At 34.6% G+C, this 22,029-nt stretch carries 16 protein-coding genes; 2 read left to right on the top strand and 14 right to left on the bottom strand.

All coding sequences use genetic code 11. The annotated features are described in order from the left end of the window. Positions 1-122 precede the first annotated feature (122 nt). The 6 genes from AN960_RS18420 to AN960_RS18445 form a co-directional block, all read right to left on the bottom strand. On the bottom strand, positions 123-1,340 hold the full coding sequence (locus tag AN960_RS18420; protein ID WP_056474553.1) for an acyl-CoA dehydrogenase family protein: 1,218 nt from the start codon (positions 1,338-1,340) through the stop codon (positions 123-125). A 13-nt stretch (positions 1,341-1,353) separates the two neighbouring features. After that, the gene (locus AN960_RS18425; protein WP_056474554.1) at positions 1,354-2,538 is read right to left on the bottom strand and encodes a CaiB/BaiF CoA transferase family protein; all 1,185 of its coding nucleotides are present in this window, start codon (positions 2,536-2,538) and stop codon (positions 1,354-1,356) included. A 111-nt stretch (positions 2,539-2,649) separates the two neighbouring features. Continuing rightward, positions 2,650-4,107, bottom strand: a complete 1,458-nt coding sequence (locus AN960_RS18430) for an NAD-dependent succinate-semialdehyde dehydrogenase (protein WP_056474559.1) — start codon at positions 4,105-4,107, stop codon at positions 2,650-2,652. Beyond that, the gene (gene gabT / locus AN960_RS18435) at positions 4,104-5,474 is read right to left on the bottom strand and encodes a 4-aminobutyrate--2-oxoglutarate transaminase (RefSeq protein WP_056474562.1); all 1,371 of its coding nucleotides are present in this window, start codon (positions 5,472-5,474) and stop codon (positions 4,104-4,106) included. Before gabT ends, AN960_RS18430 begins: the two co-directional genes overlap by 4 nt. Positions 5,475-5,556: 82 nt before the next feature. Beyond that, entirely contained in the window at positions 5,557-6,927 is a 1,371-nt protein-coding gene (locus AN960_RS18440; RefSeq protein ID WP_056474565.1) for a putrescine aminotransferase, read from the bottom strand. 71 nt (positions 6,928-6,998) lie between these two features. Next, positions 6,999-8,492, bottom strand: coding sequence for an aldehyde dehydrogenase family protein (locus tag AN960_RS18445; RefSeq protein WP_056474566.1), 1,494 nt, complete (start codon positions 8,490-8,492; stop codon positions 6,999-7,001). A gap of 262 nt (positions 8,493-8,754) precedes the next feature. Here AN960_RS18445 and AN960_RS25160 point away from each other — a divergent pair, with 262 nt between their 5' ends. Continuing rightward, complete coding sequence (locus tag AN960_RS25160) at positions 8,755-8,889, top strand: hypothetical protein (protein WP_286131749.1); 135 nt, start codon at positions 8,755-8,757, stop codon at positions 8,887-8,889. A gap of 24 nt (positions 8,890-8,913) precedes the next feature. On the opposite strand, the gene AN960_RS18450 is transcribed toward AN960_RS25160, so the two are convergent. The 5 genes from AN960_RS18450 to AN960_RS18470 form a co-directional block, all read right to left on the bottom strand. After that, positions 8,914-11,046 carry a sigma 54-interacting transcriptional regulator gene (locus AN960_RS18450; protein ID WP_056474569.1) on the bottom strand — a complete coding sequence of 711 codons (2,133 nt, stop codon included), beginning with the start codon at positions 11,044-11,046 and terminating at the stop codon, positions 8,914-8,916. 213 nt (positions 11,047-11,259) lie between these two features. Next, positions 11,260-11,508, bottom strand: coding sequence for a biotin/lipoyl attachment domain-containing protein (locus AN960_RS18455; protein ID WP_056474572.1), 249 nt, complete (start codon positions 11,506-11,508; stop codon positions 11,260-11,262). 108 nt (positions 11,509-11,616) lie between these two features. After that, positions 11,617-11,901, bottom strand: a complete 285-nt coding sequence (locus AN960_RS18460; protein ID WP_056474574.1) for an SAV0927 family protein — start codon at positions 11,899-11,901, stop codon at positions 11,617-11,619. A gap of 20 nt (positions 11,902-11,921) precedes the next feature. Next, entirely contained in the window at positions 11,922-13,214 is a 1,293-nt protein-coding gene (locus AN960_RS18465; RefSeq protein WP_056474579.1) for a Glu/Leu/Phe/Val family dehydrogenase, read from the bottom strand. Positions 13,215-13,581: 367 nt separating this feature from the next. Then, positions 13,582-14,919, bottom strand: coding sequence for an APC family permease (locus AN960_RS18470; RefSeq protein ID WP_056474582.1), 1,338 nt, complete (start codon positions 14,917-14,919; stop codon positions 13,582-13,584). Positions 14,920-15,448: 529 nt separating this feature from the next. Here AN960_RS18470 and AN960_RS18475 point away from each other — a divergent pair. Beyond that, positions 15,449-16,882, top strand: a complete 1,434-nt coding sequence (locus AN960_RS18475) for an APC family permease (RefSeq protein ID WP_056474583.1) — start codon at positions 15,449-15,451, stop codon at positions 16,880-16,882. A gap of 86 nt (positions 16,883-16,968) precedes the next feature. Here AN960_RS18475 and AN960_RS18480 read toward each other — a convergent pair whose 3' ends face one another. From AN960_RS18480 to licT, 3 genes are all read right to left on the bottom strand, one after another. Next, positions 16,969-18,411, bottom strand: coding sequence for a glycoside hydrolase family 1 protein (locus AN960_RS18480; RefSeq protein ID WP_056474588.1), 1,443 nt, complete (start codon positions 18,409-18,411; stop codon positions 16,969-16,971). A gap of 91 nt (positions 18,412-18,502) precedes the next feature. Further along, complete coding sequence (locus AN960_RS18485; RefSeq protein WP_056474591.1) at positions 18,503-20,365, bottom strand: beta-glucoside-specific PTS transporter subunit IIABC; 1,863 nt, start codon at positions 20,363-20,365, stop codon at positions 18,503-18,505. Positions 20,366-20,774: 409 nt separating this feature from the next. Then, positions 20,775-21,608, bottom strand: a complete 834-nt coding sequence (gene licT / locus AN960_RS18490; protein ID WP_056474594.1) for a BglG family transcription antiterminator LicT — start codon at positions 21,606-21,608, stop codon at positions 20,775-20,777. Positions 21,609-22,029 lie beyond the last annotated feature (421 nt).

A 22,029-nucleotide genomic window follows, 5' to 3' on the forward strand; every position in this document is an offset into this window, starting at 1 on the left:
AATCCCCCAATAGTAGACTGCCTATCCATTTTATCAGATAGGCTTTTTCACGTGTCTACTATAAGGGGATAATACCACTTTGACGGACAGTCTTATTACTAGTATTTAATCAAAAATCAATTTTATGACTTCACCGCTTCAACCGTAACATCTTCAAAAGGCCAAGCTGGAAGCATTTTTCTTAACACTTTATCTTCTCTGTAACCAAGGTCATATTCAGCTTGCATGATTGTGTGAATTTCTCTTGTTCCTTCGTAGATTACTGGCGCTTTTGAATTTCTTAAGTAACGCTCTACTGGGAACTCATTTGAAAAACCATATGCACCATGAATTTGCACAGCATCATTAGCTGCTTCATTTGCTGCATTACAAGAAATCCATTTTGCTAGTGACGTTTCTCTAGTGTTACGTTTTCCATTATTTTTTAACCAGCCAGCTTTATAGACTAATAGACGTGATATTTCAAGATTTGAAGACATTTTAGCGATCATTTGTTGTACTAGTTGATGTTTACCGATTTCTTTTCCAAATGTTTTTCGCTCATTACAGTATTTTACGCTCGCTTCAAGTGATGCCTGGATTAATCCGCAAGCTCCAGCAGCAACTGTAAATCGTCCATTATCAAGTGCAGACATTGCAATTTTAAAGCCTTCACCTTCAAAACCTAATAAGTTTTCTGCAGGAACTCTTACGTCATCTAAAAATACTTCACCTGTATTCCCTGCTCTAATACCCATTTTTCCTTTGATTGCTTTTGTGGAAACGCCTTCAAATGTACGGTCTACAATAAAACAGGAAATACCATGATGCTTTAGGTCATGATTTGTTTTCGCAAAAATTAAGAAATGGTCAGCTACATCACATAAAGAAATCCAGGTTTTTGATCCGTTTAAAATATAGCTATCCCCATCTTTTACAGCTGTTGTTGCCATCGCCACTACATCTGAGCCTGCATTCGGTTCAGTTAATCCAAATGCTCCAATTTTCTTACCTTCAGCTTGTGGTACTAAATACTTTTTCTTTTGTTCTTCAGTACCCCATTGTAGTAATGTCATACTATTTAAACCGGTATGTACAGAAACAGCTGTGCGGAAAGCAGTATCTCCACGTTCTAATTCCTCACATACAATCGCTAATGTGTTATAATCCATTCCTACTCCACCGTATTGTTCTGGAATACATACACCCATAAGTTGCAAATCTGCAAGTCGTTTTAGAATATTAGCTTCAAAATGTCCTTTTTCATCCCATTCTTTAATAAATGGGATAATTTCTCTATCTACAAATGACCTAACTACCTTCCTTACACTAACTTGTTCTTCTGATAATGAAAAATCCATTCTTATTTCCTCCTCAAATTGTTTTATTTCGTTTCATTTCTTCTATTTCAATTCGGGAATATCCTAGTTTACTTATTATTTCTTCTGTATGCTCACCATGTAAGGGCGGGTGTCTTAATACTTCAATTGGCGTTTTTGATAATTTTAGCGGTGATCCGACTAATTTTAGATCCTTTATAAACGGATGGTCTACATCCAACACCATTTCTCTCGATTTAGCTTGTTCAGACTGTAGAGCTTCACTTACATTATTTATTGGTCCATTTGGGATTCCAATTTGATCTAATAGTTCTTTCCACTCATTTTTACTTTTCATTTTTAATTTATTTTGAACTAATTGCTCTATTTGTTTTCGATGCTGTAAACGGCTAGTATTCGTCTTATATTCTTCATCTAATAAGATTGGTTCATCAATTAGTAAAGCAAACCTCTTAAATTGTTCATCATTACCGACCGCTATGACTAATTCACCGTCACTTGCAGTAAAGACTTGATATGGAACGATATTTGGGTGTTGATTCCCCATTCGTTCAGGTACAATTCCACTACATAAATAATTACTAGCTACATTTACTAAAGCAGCTAGCTGAGAGTCAAATAATGAAATATCGATTTCTTGACCTTCTCCTGTACGATCTCGATTCTGAAGTGAAGCAAGAATCCCAATACATGTAAATAGACCAGTTAAAACATCCGAAATGGCTACTCCTACTTTTGTTGGCTCTGCCTCTTTCTCACCAGTAATACTCATTAATCCAGACATCGCTTGGATGATATAATCATATCCTGGTAAACTTGAATTCGGCCCAACACTACCAAAGCCACTAATGGACGCTAGTATGATGTCTTCTTTTATTTTTTTCAATTCCTCATAGTCAAAACCTAATTTTGTCATTGTTCCAGGTTTGAAATTTTGAACAACTACATCAGCCTCTGAAACTAGCTTTTTTAAAATTTCTTTACCTTGCTCACTTTTTAAGTTTAGAGTCATGCCTTTTTTATTGCGGTTTGCACATAAATAATAAGCGCTTTCACCTTCAACGAAAGGTGGCCCCCATCCCCTGGTTTCATCGCCATTATTAATACTTTCTACTTTTATAATCTCTGCTCCTAAGTCCCCAAGAATCATCGTACAAAAGGGCCCGGCTAGTACTCTTGTTAAATCAATGATTTTTACTCCATGTAATGCACCTGGCAATTTTTCCACCTCTATTAATCTAGTTAATAAGCCAGTAAAACGATCAATCACAATAGTTGAATTGAATGTTTAACTGGCTTACAACTGCGCTTTGTATTAACAGTAGATTTATTAGATGTCTAACCCAATTGAAATATATTTAACTTCTAAAAATTCCTCAATTCCAAAGTGACCGCCTTCTCTTCCAAGACCGCTCTCTTTATAACCGCCAAATGGAACTTGTACAGCAGAAGGTGTACCATCGTTTAGTCCAATAATTCCGTATTCAAGTGCTTCTGTAACGCGGAAAGAACGACTTAAGTTTTCCGTATACACATATGCAGCTAGACCGTAATTTGAATTATTTGCTCTCTCAATTACTTCTTCTTCAGTTTTAAATGTAGTAATTGGAGCAAGTGGACCAAATATTTCTTCCTTCATGCATGCCATTTCATCCGTAATACCCGTTAAAATAGTTGGTGCATAATAATATCCATTTTCCTCTGAAGGTTTATTACCACTATATACGATTTTTCCACCGTTATTAGTAGCATCTTCAACTAGCGTTTTTACCTTTTCTAAAGCTGCATCGTCAATCAGTGGACCAACATCAATTCCTTCTTCTAAACCGTTACCCACTTTTAATTTTTCTAGCTCTTTTGTAAATAACGCTGTAAATTCTTCAGCTACACTTTCCTGTACATAAATACGATTTGTACAAATGCAAGTTTGACCTGCATTGCGGAATTTTGACTGAACTAGGCCAACCGCTGCTTTTGCTAAATTAGCATCATCCATAACAATAAATGGTGCATTTCCACCAAGCTCTAGCGAAACCTTTTTAACATTCTCCGCTGCTCCTTTCATTAGCGTTTTGCCAACTTCAGTAGAACCAGTGAATGTAATCTTTGTTACTCTTGGATCTTTTAGCCATACATCGCCAATTTCAGAAGACTTACCAGTAACGACATTAATTACCCCTTTTGGAATCCCCGCTTCATGAGCAAGCTCCGCAAGTTTTAATGCTGTTAAAGGTGTTTGAGTAGCTGGTTTAATAACCGTTGTACAACCAGCTGCAAGTGCAGGAGCAACTTTTCTTGTAATCATAGCTGCAGGGAAATTCCAAGGAGTAATTGCTGCTACAACTCCTACAGGTTCTTTCCTAATTAGAATACGTTTATTAGGTTGTGATGCAGGAATTGTTTCCCCATATACGCGCTTGCCTTCTTCTGCATACCATGAAATAAAACCATTTGCATAAACAGTCTCACCTAATGCTTCTTTTAATGGTTTACCTTGCTCAATTGTCATTAATTTAGCAATTTCTTCTTTCTTTTCGTCAATGAGACGATACCAATTCATTAATAAATGGTATCTTTCTTCTGATGTCTTTTTTGACCAAGTTTTAAATGCTGTATGAGCAGCATCAACAGCTAATTTCGCTTCATATGTACCACCAGTTGGAATTGCCCCTACAACTGCACCAGTTGCAGGATTTGTAACCTTCGTATAATATTCATGATCGGTCCCAACCCATGCACCATCTATATACATTGGGTAGACTTCATATTTCTCTTTAATTTGGCTCATGAGTTTACCTCCAATTGAAGTTCTGGAACTAATACAGCTTCGATTGACTCTCTTAAAATATCTAGTCCTTCTTCAAGCTGTTCATCTGTAATTGTTAGTGGCATTAACAAACGAATAACATTGCCAAAGATACCTGCGCTTAACAACATTAATCCTCTATTGTTAGCTTCTTTTACAATCTTTCCAACTGTCACCTTATCTGGTGTTTTATCTTTCTTATTTGTTACAATCTCCATCGCACACATTGCGCCAATTCCGCGAATATCACCTATTTGTTCAAACTGATTAGCCCATTTATGCATTTCCTCATTAACTTTGTCGCCAATTACAACAGCTCTCTCATTTAATCCTTCTTCCTCAATGATATCGAGTACTGCTAATGCTGCACGACATCCAAGTGGGCTACCAGAGTATGTTCCGCCTATTTCTCCAGCATCAGAAGCTTCCATAATTTCTTTTCTACCGATCACGCCACTAATAGGTACTCCCGCACCCATTGATTTTGAAATTGTAATTAAATCAGGCTCAATTCCAAAGTGCTCAATTGCAAAATATTTACCTGTTCTAGCAAAACCAGTTTGAATCTCATCTGCTACAAATAATATTCCATATTGCGTACAGATTTCTCTAACTCTTTTTACAAAATCAAGATCAGGAACAATAAAGCCACCCTCGCCTTGGATTGGTTCCATTACGACTGCAGCAATCGTTTCTGGTGCAACTTCTGCAATCAAAAACTGTTCAAATTGTTCAATGATAAATTTACTATATTCTTTTTCATCCATTTGATCTGGACGACGGTAAACATATGGATATGGTGCTTTATACACTTCAGGAGCAAATGGCCCAAATCCATATTTGTAAGGCTTAACTTTACTTGTCATCGTCATTGTCATTAGTGTTCGACCATGGAAGCCTCTAGTAAAAGAAATGATTCCTTGACGCTTTGTATACTTTCTTGCAATTTTCACTGCATTTTCAACAGCTTCCGCGCCACTATTAAATAATGCTACTTGTTTATCAAAACTTCCAGGTGAAAGATCTGCTAATCTTTCTGCAAGCTGAATATAAGATTCATACATCATGACATTAAAGCCCGTGTGAATATAATCACCGGCTTGAGCTTGAAGCGCTCTTACTACTCTAGGATGGGAATGACCAACATTTATCGTTCCAATAGCACCTGCGAAGTCAATAAACGTATTTCCATCAACATCCTCAACCAGTGCACCCTTTGCTTTTTTTACAAATGCTTCACTATTATTACTAATCCCTTTTGGAACCACATTATTTCTTCGAGCAACCAACTCTTGTGATTTTGGTCCTGGAATTGAAGTTTGGATTTTAACGAATTTACGATCTGCCATAATTGCACCATCCTATCTATAACGATTTTTGTCTGTAATGAAAGCATGTCATGAATTTTAAAGTCATGACATGCTAAAAGTATTAAACTTCAATAGTAGATAAAATTTCTTTAAATGCACTTACTACAGTATCAACTTCTTCATAGCTAATTTTTAAAGAAGGCTCGATACGAATTGTTTTTGAGTTAATTAATGTACCAGCAACTAGGATCCCTTTATCAAACATTCCTTTAGAAACTTCATAACCAATTTCATCTTGATGGAACTCAATTCCAATCATTAAACCTTGGCCACGAAGTTCTAAAACTTTGTCTTCATGTCCTTTTGCTGCTTCTTTTAATTGATCTAAGAAGTACGCTCCAACTACTTCTGCTCTTTCAGGTAATTTTTCTTCAAGAAGTACACTGATTGTAGCAATAGCAGCTGCACATGCTAATGGATTTCCACCAAATGTTGTTGTATGCATAAATGGATTTGGGAACCAGCTTTTAAATACTTCTTCTTTTGCAACTACTGCTCCAGCTGGCATAACTCCGCCACCGAATGCTTTAGCAAGACAAATAATGTCTGGAACTACTTCATATAAATCAGCAGCAAACATTTTACCAGTACGGCCCATACCTGTTTGAACTTCATCAAATATTAATAGAGCTTGGTACTCATCACATAGTTCACGAACTTCTTTTAAGTAGTTTGGAGGAGGAAGAATAATTCCACCTTCACCTTGAATTGGCTCAAGTATAACTGCTGCAACATCTTCTCCTACTAAAGAGCAAGTTTCAAATGTTTTTCTCATCATATCAATGTCACCGAATGGAACATGACGGAATCCAGGAATTAACGGTAAAAACGGTTTACGGAACATGCCTTTTGCCGTACCAGATAAAGAACCTAAGCTTTTCCCGTGGAATGCACGAGTAGTTGAAATAAATGTACTGCGCTCACTATACATTTTTGCAAGCTTTAATGCCGCTTCAACACTCTCTGTACCACTGTTTGTAAAGAATGAATATTTTAAATCACCAGGTGTAATTTCTGCTAAAATTTTAGCAAGCATTGCACGTAATGGATCTAATAAATCTTGGCTATGAAGTGCCTGTCTTTTTAACTGATCTGTAACAGCTTTGATAACTTTTGGATGACGATGTCCAACATTATAAATTCCAAATCCGCCTAAACAGTCAATATACTCTTTACCATTTACGTCTTTAAAGCATGAGCCACTATCAGACCATTCAACAGATGCAAATTGACCGCCTTCTGTAACAGTTTTACGGTAAGCAAGGAAACCTGGGTTTACGTGCTCTCTAAAACCATCAACTGTTTCCTTTGTAATCCATGCAGCGTCTTCTTCTGTAACAGTCTCTTTTTCTATTAAACTTAAAACCTTATTAATATACTCGGTTACATTTTTTTCTTCACTTTTTAATTCGTTTTTTAAGTTGATACTCATTTTGTTCACTCCTATAGTCGTTTTATCTATTTTTTTCTTTCCTATCTGTCTCTTCTTAAAACTGTCTAAAATTATTCTGCAAACCATCCAATTGGTTCAACTTGTAAGTTAATGTTAATTTGCTTAATTTCTTGGAATTCTTCAAGACCAAATGTACCTAAGCTGCGTCCTACGCCGCTTTGTTTGTAGCCACCCCAAGGTGCTTCATTGTATGTTGGGTGGTATGAGTTAATCCAAGTAATGCCTGAACGTAGCTTTTTAATTACTCTTAAAGCTTTCGCTCCATCTTTACTAAAGACAGCACCTGCTAAACCATATACAGTTCCATTTGCAAGTTTTAACGCTTCTTCCTCGGATTTGAATTTTTGGATACATACGACTGGACCAAAAATTTCTTCTTGGACGATGCGCATATTTTGTTCAACATCTACAAAAACAGTTGGTTCAACAAAATAACCTTTTTCTAAACCATCTTTTTCGATACGATTTCCTCCGCAAGCAAGTGTTGCGCCTTCTTCTTTACCTATTTGTATATAGCTTAAAACTTTTTCTAAATGCTCTTTACTAACTAGTGGACCCATTTCTGTTTCAGCTACATCCCCAGGGCCGACTTTAATTTTCCTAGCACGCTCTACAAAGCGATCTACGAAGCGATCATAAATTGATTCTTCGACTAATATTCTTGATCCAGATGAACAAACTTGACCTGAACCCGCATAAATTCCAAATAGAGCATAATCGACAGCCGTTTCAAAATCTGCATCTGCAAAAATGATATTCGGAGATTTCCCACCAAGCTCAAGTGATACTTTTTTCATCGTATCTGCCGCTGTTTTCATGATATGTTTGCCCGTTTTTGTTCCACCTGTGAATGAAACCATATCAACGTCAGGGTTGGCAGCGATTTCATTTCCAACCACCGGGCCAGCACCCATAACCATATTTGCTACACCTTGTGGAAGACCAACTTCTTCAAAGATTTCAAATAATTTCTTAGGAGTCACTGGTGTTACTTCTGATGGTTTGAAAACAATTGAATTACCTGCCGCTAACGCTGGAGCAATTTTCCATATACTCATTAATAATGGATAGTTCCAAGGAACAATTAATCCGCATACTCCTATTGGTTCACGAACAACCATCGCCTGCATAGGATCTGCTACATGATAAGTAAACCCATCTGGCTTTGTAATCAATCCTGCATAATAACGGAAGCAAGCTGCGGCATCCGCCACATCAAAGCCCGCTTCACGATGTGGTTTTCCATTATCTAACGTTTCAAGTTTAGTTAATTCTTCTTGGTACTCTTCTATTTTGTCTGCAATTTTAAATAAGTAAGTTGCTCTTTCTTGAGCAGATAAATCAGACCATCTTCCATCATTGAATGCTTTACGAGCAACATCAATTGCTTCTTTCGCATCTTCAACCGTTCCTTCAGGAGCATATGCAATGATTTCTCCATTTGCTGGGTTAATAACAGGGCGTTTCTCATGATTGCTAGAATCTTTCCATTCGCCATTAATAAACATCTTTAAATCAATTGTTTTAAATTGAACATCGACCATTGGATATAAACCCTCCTTAAATTCTTAACAATTTAATAATTTGCAAGAACCGTGCCAACTTTAATACACCTAAAAATAAGGGTTTTGCTTCAATAGCCTGTACATTATTATTCAATTTTGCATAACTCTATTACACTTTGCATAATCTTTAAAACTCGTAAAAAATCTAGGATAATTAAACGTTTTTAAAACTATTTCTGTAAATCGACATATTAAGAAAATTCATTGCATAGGCTAGAACACCATGAAAGGAGGAGATATTATGTTGCTTGCAGGAACATGTATTGCGGTAGGACTCATCATCATCTTCATGGCATTTAGTCTCTCGAGGGACCAAGTTAGTATGACTGAAGTAATTGATAGCAATGTTGAAAATATAGGGGATTTAGAGAAATAAAAAAACGCACCCTGTGCGTTTTTTCTAATTAAATGACATAAAGTCACTATTCATATTCTTTTCGTTCATTATTTTTTGATACTTGCGACTAACCGAGGACTGACTAATCCCTAACACCTGTGCAGCCTTCGTTGTTGTTTTATATTGCTTCATCGCAAGCATAATAAGTTGCTCCTCAACATAATCAACTGCTTCTTGTAGAGGAATTACTTTATTAATGACTGGTTTAGATTTATTAAAGTCATAGCTATTTGGTAAGAATTGATTAACATCCTCAGCATTAATAATTTGATCTTCAGCAGAGACGACTAATCTTTCTATGATGTTTTGGAGTTCTCTGACATTCCCTGGCCAAGAATAAAATTCTAATACGTTAATTGCATCTGGTGTAAGATGAAAACTTTTATTATATTTTTCATTTAATTGCTGTAAGAAATGGAAAGCTAATAATGAGATATCTTCATTTCTTTCTCTTAATGGTGGAATGTTTAAAGGTATAACATTTAGTCGATAATACAAATCCTCCCTAAATGTACGTTCTTCAACCATTTTTTCTAATCTTTTATTTGTAGCTGCAATAATTTGTACATTTACTTTAATTGGCTTTGTACTTCCAACTGGAATAACTTCTTGTTCTTGAAGGACTCTAAGCAATTTAACTTGTAAATGCAGTGGCATTTCACCAATTTCATCTAAAAATAAAACGCCTTCATCTGCTTGCTTAAAATAACCATCCTTATTTTGATCCGCCCCTGTAAACGCTCCTTTAATATAGCCAAAAAGCTCACTTTCCAGAAGATTTTCAGGTATTGCACCGCAATTTAATTTCAAAAATGGTTTTGCAGAACGATTTCCTAATTGATGAATAGCCTGTGCAATTACTTCCTTTCCTACACCAGACTCTCCATGCAGTAATACAGTGGAAGAAAAATCAGCAATTTTTTTCGCTTGATTGATGATTTGCTCCATTTTAGAACTGCAGTAAATCAGTTTTTTAACAAAACTATCCTTACTCTTTATATCTTCAAGCTCCTTTTTATATTGCTCAGAAATCTTCTTCATCTCTTTTAATTCCGTTTTAAGGCGTGAAGTTTCTGTAATATCTCTAGAAGCAATAATAATACGCTCAATTTCCATATTCTCATCAAAGACTGGATTTCCAACTGCAAGTACTTTACGTCCATTAAGTGTTTCTTGAACAATTGATACTTTCTTCTTTTTTTCTAAAACTAATTTTGTAACAGATGGCGTAAAAAGTCCTTGGTTTTCGAATTCTAAAATACTCTTTCCAAGTAGTTCCTTTAAATCCACATTCCAAAATCCAGGAATTATATTTTCACTGTAACGAATTAGCTCACCCTTACGATTTACTACAAGTATTTCATCATAAATACTCGATAATATGGCATTCAAATCTTTATTTAAATCTTTTACATATTCAATTTCGGAGGCCATTTCTTCAACCATTGGGAGATCTTGTACGACAATTACAACTCCTTCAACCTCGTTATCAACGAAAATTGGGCTATAATCGACAAGAACACCCATATCGTCGCTTATTTGAATCTGATTAAGAATTGTTTTACCTGTAGCAAATACATTATCAACTTGTTCACCACTAAAAATAGTTTCAGCTTTTATATTAATGACCTTTTCCGATGTTGATTTTATCATTTTTAACCCAGCATCATTGCAATTTACAATAACTTTATTTTTATCAACTACAAATGTTCCCATCGGTATCGATGTTAAAATGCTTTTTAATAAATCAACACTTTTATTTTCTTGTTTAAAAAGCTCCGCTAATATATCCTCACGAAGTATGTAACCTATTGGCATTTCTTCCTCTTCTTTTACAATCGAGATTGGTTCACCAATAATTTGAAATAGATCCGTTAAAGAAAATTGCTCACTTAGGCGACATACACTATTTATTGATTGAGAAGAACTAGTAATCTTTGAAATTTCTATATTTTTCTTTTTACTACTACCTTGAAAAATATTATTTAATTGTACATAACCAAAAATCTGATTTTGCTTACGTAAGAATAAAAAGGGTTCATTTATTTTGGATAAATCAATTTCATCATTTTCCTTAAATTGATCGATATCTATAGTGATGACTGGTCTTATCTGTTTCTCATTTATTGATAACATTTCTTTCCCCCCTTATGTCTAAACCATTATACATTCCTATTCTAGCAGAATTTTTAAATTTATCACAAAAATCTAAAATTATAATTTACTAATCTATTTAACTTAAACAAAAATAAAGGGCAGTCTCTTAAGTCTTTTCGACCAGAGACACCCCTTTATTTGTTAGAAAAGAGAACGCGTTAATTGAATCAAAGTTGCCTAATCAAACTCTACTCAATCGCTAGCGGTCACAAACAAATCCTCTTTAACATACGCAAGAACCATTCCAGGAACTATCTTGTCTCCAATTGAGACCTCCAATGAAACAACTTCACCACTTATTCCTTGATGAATAACTTTTGTAATTCCATCTGTAGTTTTAATAAAGAATAACGGCTCCCATTCATAAATTCTTGAATCTTTCTGAATAGCAGTCTCTTCAACTGTTCCATGGTAGTCACTGACAATGACTCCATAATACATAAAGCTCACTCCTTTTTTGCACATTAAGAATATTTTAAATTTCTCCGCCTCTATCTCGCTTGAAAGTTCACCAATCAGCGAGTTTTCTTTTAAAAATAATTCCTGATATTATAACTCGCAAATGTGTTTTGATGGTAAAACCATGCTAAAGAAATTTTGAATTTCTAAAATATCCTCCTCAGCAATACCTAACTTAGGAGCCCAATAATGTTCAGAATGAAGATCTTCTAAACATAATAACGCCATTTTACTAGATTGAATTGATGTAACCATTGATTTTCCATAAAAGTGACTTGAAAAGGCAATCGATAAATCATATCTATTATTTTGAGTTAATAAACAATAATGGTGTACAAGCTGTCTTTCAGTTGATTCAGAAATAATATCGATCATTCTAGATCTCTCCTTTTGTTTTAGTATTTTATCCAACCTCTCAAGCGACAAGCTTCAGCAATTTTACTAATGCCTTCGATATATGCTGCTATTTTCATGTTTACATTATATTTTTGCGATGTTTTATAAACTTTTAAAAAGCTATCTGTCATTTTTTCTTTTAATCTCTCGTCTACAGTACTCTCAGACCAATAATAACCTTGCATATTTTGACACCATTCAAAATACGAAACAACTACTCCACCTGAGTTAGCTAAAATATCAGGAACGACTAAAATCTCTTTTTTATCAAGGATTTCTAGAGCTTCCTTAGTAGTCGGTCCATTCGCTGCTTCAACAACAATCTTGCATTTCAATTTATCCGCATTACGGTTGTTAATAACCCCACTTATTGCTGCTGGAATTAAGACATCACATTCTCTTTCTAATAACTCTTGATTAGAAATCGCATTTTTAAATAAGTTAGAAACAACTCCAAATGAATCTCTATTGTCTAATAAATATGGAATGTCTAAACCTTTTGGATCATAAATTCCGCCTAGTACATCTGAAACTCCAACAACCTTTGCTCCAGCTTCATGTAAGTATTGCGCTAAGTAACTACCAACATTTCCAAAGCCTTGAATAATGACTTTCATATTTTTAATCTCGATTTTCTGTATTTCACTAATTAGCTCAAGAGCATAAAATACACCTTTTGATGTTGCCGTCTCCCGACCTACTGAACCTCCTAAAGTTAGAGGTTTACCAGTAATAAAACTTGGCGAATCAAACTCTCTAATATGGTCATATTCATCTAGCATCCAAGCCATTACTTGCGCGTTTGTATACATATCAGGTGCTGGAATATCTTTAGTAGGTCCTACAATTTGGCTTACAGCTCTTACATAACCTCTACTTAATTTTTCTAGCTCATTCATACTTAATTGTCTTGGGTCACAAACAACTCCACCTTTTGCCCCCCCATAAGGTAAATCAGTAATACTACACTTTAAACTCATCCAGCCAGCTAATGCTTTTACTTCTTCTGGCGTTACATCAGGATGAAATCTAATTCCCCCTTTTGTAGGTCCTAATGCATCATTATGTTGTGCTCGATATCCTTGAAACACTTTCGTCTCACCATTATCCATTTGAACTGGAATACTAAATTCTAAAAACCGCATTGGTGTTTTAAGGAAATCAAATACTTGGCTCGGATAGTTCATTATGCCGATCGCTTCATTTAACGTTTCTCTAAACTCCTGAAGGGAATCATCTATTTCTATCTGTTCACTACTCTTTTCATTTTGTTCAGTTAAATTTGTGTTCATTTTACACACCTCATTAGTTATTTTAAAAATTAAATAGCAATTCCTGTGCCAACTTGAAATCATTTCATAATTTTGTGGTGAGATAAAACAGATAAAGGCTTATCAAATAGGCAGTTATAAGACTTTCAATACTTTTTATATTTTTTCGAACGATCCTTAAAAGTCGTTTTTTCTCCAAGAACCAAATTCGGTTTTTTAATGGATATATGATTGAATGCATGAATTATTCAATATTGCATTAATCATTATTCAAAATTGAATTACCTAATATGCTCTATCAAGGAAAGTGGAACAGATGTAGACCCCAAACACGAAAAAAGTCACAAGGTAATTAATTACCTTGTGACTTTTCGTTATTGTGTGTTTATTACACCGCAGCTTCTTCTTCATATTTAGGGGGTGCAATTTGGAATGCCTTTGTAAGGTAAATTAAATATAATAAACCAATGACGAACCAAATTGTTCCCATTATTAATGAGCTTTTTTCAATGTTGAACCATAGGATTGCTACAGATGCGGCCCCAATTAAAGGCAAAATTAGGAAAGAAAAGGTGCCCTTGACTGATCTACGCTTTCCTCGAATGTAAAAATGGTTAATGACTGACAAATTAACAAAAGTAAATGCCATTAATGCTCCGAAGTTAATTAATGAAGTAGCTGTTACTAAGTTGAAAAAAATGGCTGATAATGAAATTACACCAACGAAAATTACGTTAAATGCTGGTGTTTTCCATTTCGGATGAACAAATCCAAACCATTTATCTGGGAAAACTTTGTCGCGCCCCATTACATATAACAAACGTGAGACACTCGCATGTGAAGCCAATGCAGAAGCAAGTGTATTAATAAAGGTAATGCATAAGAAAATTGATTGAAATAATTTACCACCTACATATAATGCAATCTCTGGTGATGCAGCATCTGGATGCTTAAATCTAGATATGTCCGGATAGTATAATTGAATGAAAAATGATGTAACTGTGAAGATTACGCCTCCCCAAAGTGCTGTGTAAAGAATTGCTTTAGGGATTGTTTTTGCAGGATTTATTGCCTCTTCTGATAAAGTAGAAACGGCATCAAATCCTAAGAATGAGAAGCAAAGAATTGTCGCACCGGTTACTAATGTGCCAAAATGCATTCCTGCATTAAAAAGTGGTTTTATACTGAATCCACCATAACCTTCTCCATGATGTAAGCCTTGGATAACAAGAACAATAAAGACAACCATAATCGCAAGCTGAACTAATACAAAAAGGGTATTGAAATTCGCAAGCATATTGATACTTCTTAAGTTTAAGAAAGTAACTAGTCCTACAAATCCAATGACCCAAATCCAAGTTGGAACATTAGGAAACAGTGCGTTTAAGTAAATTTTAGTTAATAAAGCATTTACCATTGGTAGGAACAAGTAATCTAATAATGATGACCAGCCAACTAGAAAACCTAAGTGTCCACTAATCGCTTTCTGGGTGTATGTATAAGCAGACCCAGCTTCAGGAAATTCTCTTACAAGCTTACCGTAGCTAACCGCTGTAAATAACATTCCTATTAAAGCTACTATATATGCACTTGGTACGTGACCATTAGTTACATCAGATACAATTCCAAAAGTGTCGAAAACAACCATAGGGGTCATATAGGCTAACCCCATCATAACTACTTGCCATAACTTTAAGGATCTTTTTAACTGTGTTTTATTTTCCACCTATCATATCCCCTTCGTTTTAGATTAAGCGCTTACACTACATTTACTACTTCTCTATAATTCTTACTTTTCCGACAGAAACCTCCTTTTTTTGAATATTTAAATAAGTCTTTTTCTAGAACTGCAAGTTTTATGCCAAAATATTAATTTTTTGTAAACGTTATAAAGAACACCTACTAATGCTTTGAAATGATTAAGGATTGATTGAAAAAGTGAAATTCCTTTCACTAAAATCAACTTTTATGATTAGCCCGGTTGTTATTCAGTCCTGCATACATTATTCAAGACCTCATAGGAACTACTTCTCTTTTTGTATGAATCTCTAAATTAATCCCGTCTATTAGACTGGCACGGAAGTTGCATTGATAACTGTAAAATATCACTCTCTGCCCAATTTTAGGTCTGAGCATAATTTATAAATTTTGTACCCGATCGATAATAAAACTTTTAGTTAATCAAATCGCATTAACTACGAGTTTAATTATAAGAAAATTCTGTTAATAAATTTCAAATTTGGAGGAGATGATTTATGAGTAAACAAGGTTTTGATTCAGATGGTTTACAATCGTTTAATTACAAACAGGAATTACAGCGATCATTAAAATTTTTTAGTTCATTTGCGGTTGCATTCTCGTTCATTTCAATTACAACTGGTATTTTTAGCTCTTATAGTCTTGCCTTAGGAGCAGCCGGACCTGCTGGAATTTGGACGTGGCCATTTGTCATGGTTGGACATTTACTTGTAGCGTTAATTTTTGCAGATTTATCGAGCAAAATCCCTTTAAGTGGCTATGTATATCAATGGGTTAGCCGTTTAACGAATCGAGGATTTGGTTGGTTTACAGGTTGGGCAGCATTGTGTTACTTAATTATTGTTGTACCTACTGTTGATTATGGTGTCGCACCAATTTTTCTTGATTTACTTGGTATTAAGAGTACTACTACAGTTCTAACAACCGTCGTATTAATTACAATCGTTATACAGGCCTTATTAAATATTTACGGAGTAAGGATTGCTACAATCATTAATAATTCAGCTGTCTATACAGAAGTAATCGGATTTATTGGCATTATTATTATTTTAAGCTTTGTCTTATTTTTCAAAGGAGCAGATTTTTCATTATTAACTTATACTGCCCATAAGGTTGGTTCAAATGGAAGCTATTTTACAGCATTTGTACTAGCAGTCGTAATGGGCTCTTATACATTAGTAGGCTTTGAAGCAGCGGCAAATTTAGCAGAAGAAACAGTTGATGCGAATAAAACCGTACCTAAAGCCATCGTTTACTCAATGTTACTTGCAGGTGTAATTGGATTTGTATTCTTAATCATTGTTACTTCGGGAATTAAAGATATTAACGGAATCATGGCTTCTGCTTCCCCTATTTCTGATATTTTACAATCACGTTTGGGCACTGCAGTTGCTGACTTCTTCCTTGCATTAGTTATTGTGTCAATTTTTGCTTGTGGATTAATTATTATGGCTTCTGCTTCTCGACTTATTTATGCCCTTTCAAGAGACAATGTGTTTTTCGCCTCAAATGTGTTTAAAAAGGTAGATAAAAAACATAATGTACCGTACAATGCGATAATTTTAGTTTCTGTATTAGGTATTATTGCTGTATTCTATTTTGGGAAACTCTCATTATTAATAGGTACTTCTGCGGCACTTCCGGCCATTATTTACTTAATAACGGTAATCGCATACGCTACTAAAATTAAGACCTTACCGGATACAGATGGTTTTAAGTTAGGAAAATGGCGACTACCTGTTACGATTCTTGCGATTATTTGGTTAGTATTTGAAGTTGGTATTTTAACTCTACCAAAAGACTTTTTACCAACGACTAAGGTTATACTTTATTTATTTCTTGCTGGAATTGTTATTTATTGGGCTGTATTCAGATCTAGAATACAAGAAGGTAAAATTGGTATTAATTTAGAGAAGGATTTGGATGTTTAAAGTCTGGAATTATAAAATAATAGATTAATATAAAAATAACGTACATATTCACTTACAAATATGTACGTTATTTCTTATATCTTTAATTAATTAAGTTGCTCCCCATTCGTTTGAATTACATTTTGGTACCAATAAAATGATTTTTTCTTTTTGCGCTCTAAAGTTCCGCTTCCATCATCTTGTTTGTCTACGTAAATAAAGCCGTAACGTTTAGACATTTCACCTGTAGATGCACTTACTAAGTCAATACATCCCCATGGAGTGTAACCAATCAGTTCGACACCATCCTCGATTGCTTCACCGATTGCCTCAATATGACTACGAAGATAATCAATACGATAATCATCGTTAATAGAGCCATCTTCTTCTACTTGATCGTATGCGCCAAGACCATTTTCTACGATGAATAGTGGTTTTTGGTAGTGGTCATATAATTGATTTAATCCAATGCGAAGACCAGTTGGATCGATTTCCCAACCCCAATCACTTTCTTTTAAAAATGGATTTTTAACGCCACCAACTAAATTACCTTGGCTATTTTCTTCGTTCGTTTTATGTTTTTTCTCAGTACGTGACATATAGTAGCTTAGCGAAATGAAATCAACTGTTCCTTCTTTAATGATTTCTAAGTCACCGTCTTGAATATCTAAGTTGATATCATTTTCTTTCCAGTAGCGTTTTGCAAATGCTGGATATGCTCCTCTAACTTGTACATCACCACAATAGTTATTCCACAGGCGAGACTCTTGTAGAGCATACATCACATTTTCAGGGTTTGAATCGTAATTGTAAGTTGGAACATACACAAGCATACAACCAATTTGGCTACCTGGAATGATCTCGTGTCCTGCTTTTACAGCTAACGCACTTGCTACAAATTGGTGATGAAGCCCTTGGAAACTATCTTGCAATTGTGTTTCTTTACTTTCAGGTGAAAAACCAAGACCTAATAGCGGTAAATGTGTAGCACCATTAATTTCGTTAAAAGTTAACCAGTATTTTACTTTATTTTTATAGTACTCGAATAATGTTGTTGCATATCGATTAAAGAATTCGATTACTTTACGATTACGCCACCCACCATATTCTGTAATTAAGTGTAATGGAATTTCGTAGTGAGAAATTGTTACAACAGGCTCAATATCATATTTTTTCAGTTCATCAAACACACGGTCATAGAAAGCTAAACCTGCTTCGTTTGGCTCTACTTCATCGCCTTTTGGAAAGATACGACTCCAAGCAATACTCATACGATATGTTTTAAATCCCATTTCTGCAAAAAGTGCAATATCTTCTTTATAACGGTGATAGAAGTCAATTCCATCATGATTTGGATAGACATATTTTTCTTTATTTATTTTAAAATCAAATCCTGGTTCTTGAATGACTTTTAGTCTTACTTTTCCTCCAGGCATAACATCTGCTAAATTTAACCCTTTACCACCTTCTTGGTAAGCACCTTCTAATTGGTTGGCAGCAGTTGCTCCTCCCCATAAAAATCCTTTAGGAAATGAATAGTTTTTTGACATAATAGTCCCCTCCACAATTTTTATTAAAATTTTTTTATTTAAATGTTCTGACTGTTGGCTTTAAATCCAACAGTCAGAATCAAATTCTAAATTAACCACAAACCGTTAAAAGTGTTTCATTTTCTTTAACGTTTTCTTTATTTACTGTATTAATTTCTAGATAATTAGTACTATTTGTAATAACAATCGGAGTTGTAACTTCGTAGCCTGCTTCTTTAATTTTTACTAAATCAAATTCAACAAGTAGGTCTCCAGCTTTCACGACGTCGCCTTGGCTAATGTGTGCTGTAAAAAATTCACCGTCTAATTTAACTGTGTCCATTCCAACGTGAATTAGAATTTCAATTCCATTTTCAGATGTAATGCCAATTGCGTGCTTCGTTCTAAATAAAGTTGTAACAACTCCATTTACGGGAGAAACGACTTTTCCTTCTTGAGGTTCAATGGCAATACCTTTTCCTAAAGCTTCACTTGAGAATGTAGCATCCTTAACATCAGTTAAAGGTACAACTTTTCCTTTAATAGGACTTACTACTTCTTGAATACGGTTTTGATCAACGTTTTTTACTTCATTTACAACTTTTTCTTCCGTTTTGTCTTCTTTTACTTCTACATCCTCGAAGCCAATAAAATACGCTGCGATTGTACCTGCGATAAACGCAATTGGTAAACCAATCAATGCATAAACGAATGTTTCACCAATAAAGAACGGAATTCCTGGAAGACCAGCATTACTTGGAATAACGTATAGTTTTACGGCCATCAATGCATAGTAAGCTCCACCGATTGCTCCACCAACTAAAGCACCAATGAATGGCTTTTTAAGCCTCATATTTACACCATACATAGCCGGTTCTGTTACACCCATTAAAGCTGTCATACTAACTGAAAGTGCTAATGATTTAAATGATTTATTTTTTGATTTTAAGAATACTGCAAAGGCCGCTCCAGCTTGCCCCATATTAGCCATAAACATTGCAGGAAGGATTGTATCGTATCCTTTTGTGCTTAAGTTTCCAACTACAATTGGAAGAAACGCGTAGTGCATCCCAGTCATAACGATTAAAGAGAATGTACCTCCAAGCAGAAGTCCTGCAAAAATACCAGTATGAGCATATAGGAAAGTAACACCTTTAGATAGACCACTACCAATGATTACACCAAGTGGACCAACAGCAATTAAAGTAATTGGAACCATTACCAATAGAGTAATAGTCGGAACGATAATCAGTTTAACCATACTTGGAGTTACACGATCAGTCCATTTTTCTACATAAGATGCAATCCAAACTGCTAATAAGATCGGGATAACGGATGATGCATATGTTACAGCCGTTACAGGAAGACCAATAAAGTGTACTGGTTTGCCACTACTTAACAACGCTGTAATGGATGGATGCATAATAGCACCAGCGATGGCAACTGCAACAAATTGATTGGACCCAAATTTTTTCGCTGCACTAAAAGCAACTAAGAACGGTATGAAGTAGAATGCACCATCCCCGATCGCATTCATAATAATATATGCTTGGCTTTTGTCTGAAATCCAGTGGAATGTCAAAAGAATAGCAAGGATTGCTTTGATCATACCTGCTCCAGTGATTGCAGGTAATATTGGTGCGAATGTTCCAGATATTACATCAAAAATACTTCCGATCCCTTTTCCTTTTGTCTTTTTATTACCATCTGAATTACCAGAATTAATATTAGCCATTTTATTAATTTCATCAAATACTTTTATAACATCGTTTCCTATGATTACTTGAAACTGAGTGCCACTTCTGTTTACCCCCATGACACCATCAATTGCTTCGATTTTAGCTTTGTTTTTATCTGCAATGCTATCGTCGTTCAAATTAAATCGAAGCCTAGTAATACAATGAATCAAATTGGTTATATTTTTTTCCCCACCGACTAAATCTATAATCTCTCTAGCAGTTCGCTTATAATCCATAAATACCCCTCCTCAAATCATGGAAAATTCCAAAAATAATTAATACATCATTTGAATTGTTATTTTAGTAAAATAAAAAACCTAAACTACAGGTGCATGTAAAAATCATCATACACTCTTGTAATTTAGGTTTTGCCTGCGTGACCAGTAACAATCCTGAATTTTGATATTTAATTTTTAATTAAATACAACGACATGTAAACCGGCCAATCCCTGAGTCCCCTCGTCCGGATCAAAAGTGTCCCAAGAAAACAAAAAACCTAAACTGCACGCCTCAGGAAAACATAAGAGACGACAATTTAGGTTTTGCCTGCACGACCAGTAACAATCCTATAAAATCGGATGTATTTAATTGATAACTTGATAATATCACTGTAAATTAACGATGTCAACGCTTTCACACAAAAAATTAATTTCTATTTACAACGCGAGCAATATGAATTGTTAGATAAAGTTTCTCTTCTGTGCTTAATTCATACTCATATTTTTTTAGAACGAAATCTTTGATTTTTTCTGTACAAACGGAAGCATCTTTATACTTCTCTTTTATTGTATTGAACAGAAAATCTTCCTCATTATTTAAATATGTCTTACTAAAAATCCTTTGAGCAAAAAATTTAAGATGTGTGACAAAGCGATAATAGTTCAAAGATTCTTCATCAAATTCAATTTTAAAATGATATTTTACAATAGTTAATATTTCTTGGATGAACTTTGTAATATTTACAATGTTCGTCATTTCCTCATTCAATTCCGCGTTTACTACATGCAAAGCAATAAAACCTGCTTCATCTTCAGGTAAACGAATTCCTGTTTTTTGCTCAATAATATTTAATGCATGTTTGCCCACCGAGAATTCTTCCTTATACAGTCGTTTTACTTCCCAAAGTAAAGGATTCTTGATTTCCATCCCATTTTTCTGTCTATATAAGGCAAAATGAATATGATCTGTCAGAGACACATAAATACTTTCACTTAATTTTTTTCCCAATGTCTCTTTAGCAAAGCGGATAATTTCATCTGACAGTTCCATATATTGTAAAGGAATTTCTTCAAGCAGCTTCTTAAAATGCTCCGATAAATCCTTGTTTTCCAACTTGAAAACCTTTTCAATCAGTTGCTCATCAACGGGATCACCTGGTTTTTTTTTAAAGGCCAGCCCTCTCCCCATAACAACCATTTCTTTATTTTGCTCATTCAAAACGCTTACTACATTGTTATTAATTACTTTATGGATGATCATCTATTTCACCTCTCTTGCGAAGGATTATTTGCGATACCATTTATTATTTCTATACTATCTTTTCTTTTTTTGCAGGTCAATTTTACTACATCTATCGTTAAAAAAAACCTAAACAACCAATGCCTAATATTAGGACATTGATCATCTAGGTTTTGCCTGCATTGCAGTAACAATCCTTTTACTTATAAGATACAGATAATTATAAAAAATATCATATTTATAAACAAGATATTTTTATTTTTTGATTCTGTAAGAGTATAAGATTACTACATACTTATAATGAACAGGGTACTTTTTACTATATTCTCTGTTAGTTTATTCCAAAACAGGAATGATAGTGCATTTTGAAATCATCACTAATCTAGTGTTACCTTCGAACTAAATATTTTTTCTGATCTTTATCTGAGATTTGAATCACTGC

The sequence above is a fragment of the Bacillus sp. FJAT-25509 genome, assembly GCF_001420605.1.
Classification (GTDB): Bacteria; Bacillota; Bacilli; order Bacillales; family Bacillaceae_G; genus Gottfriedia.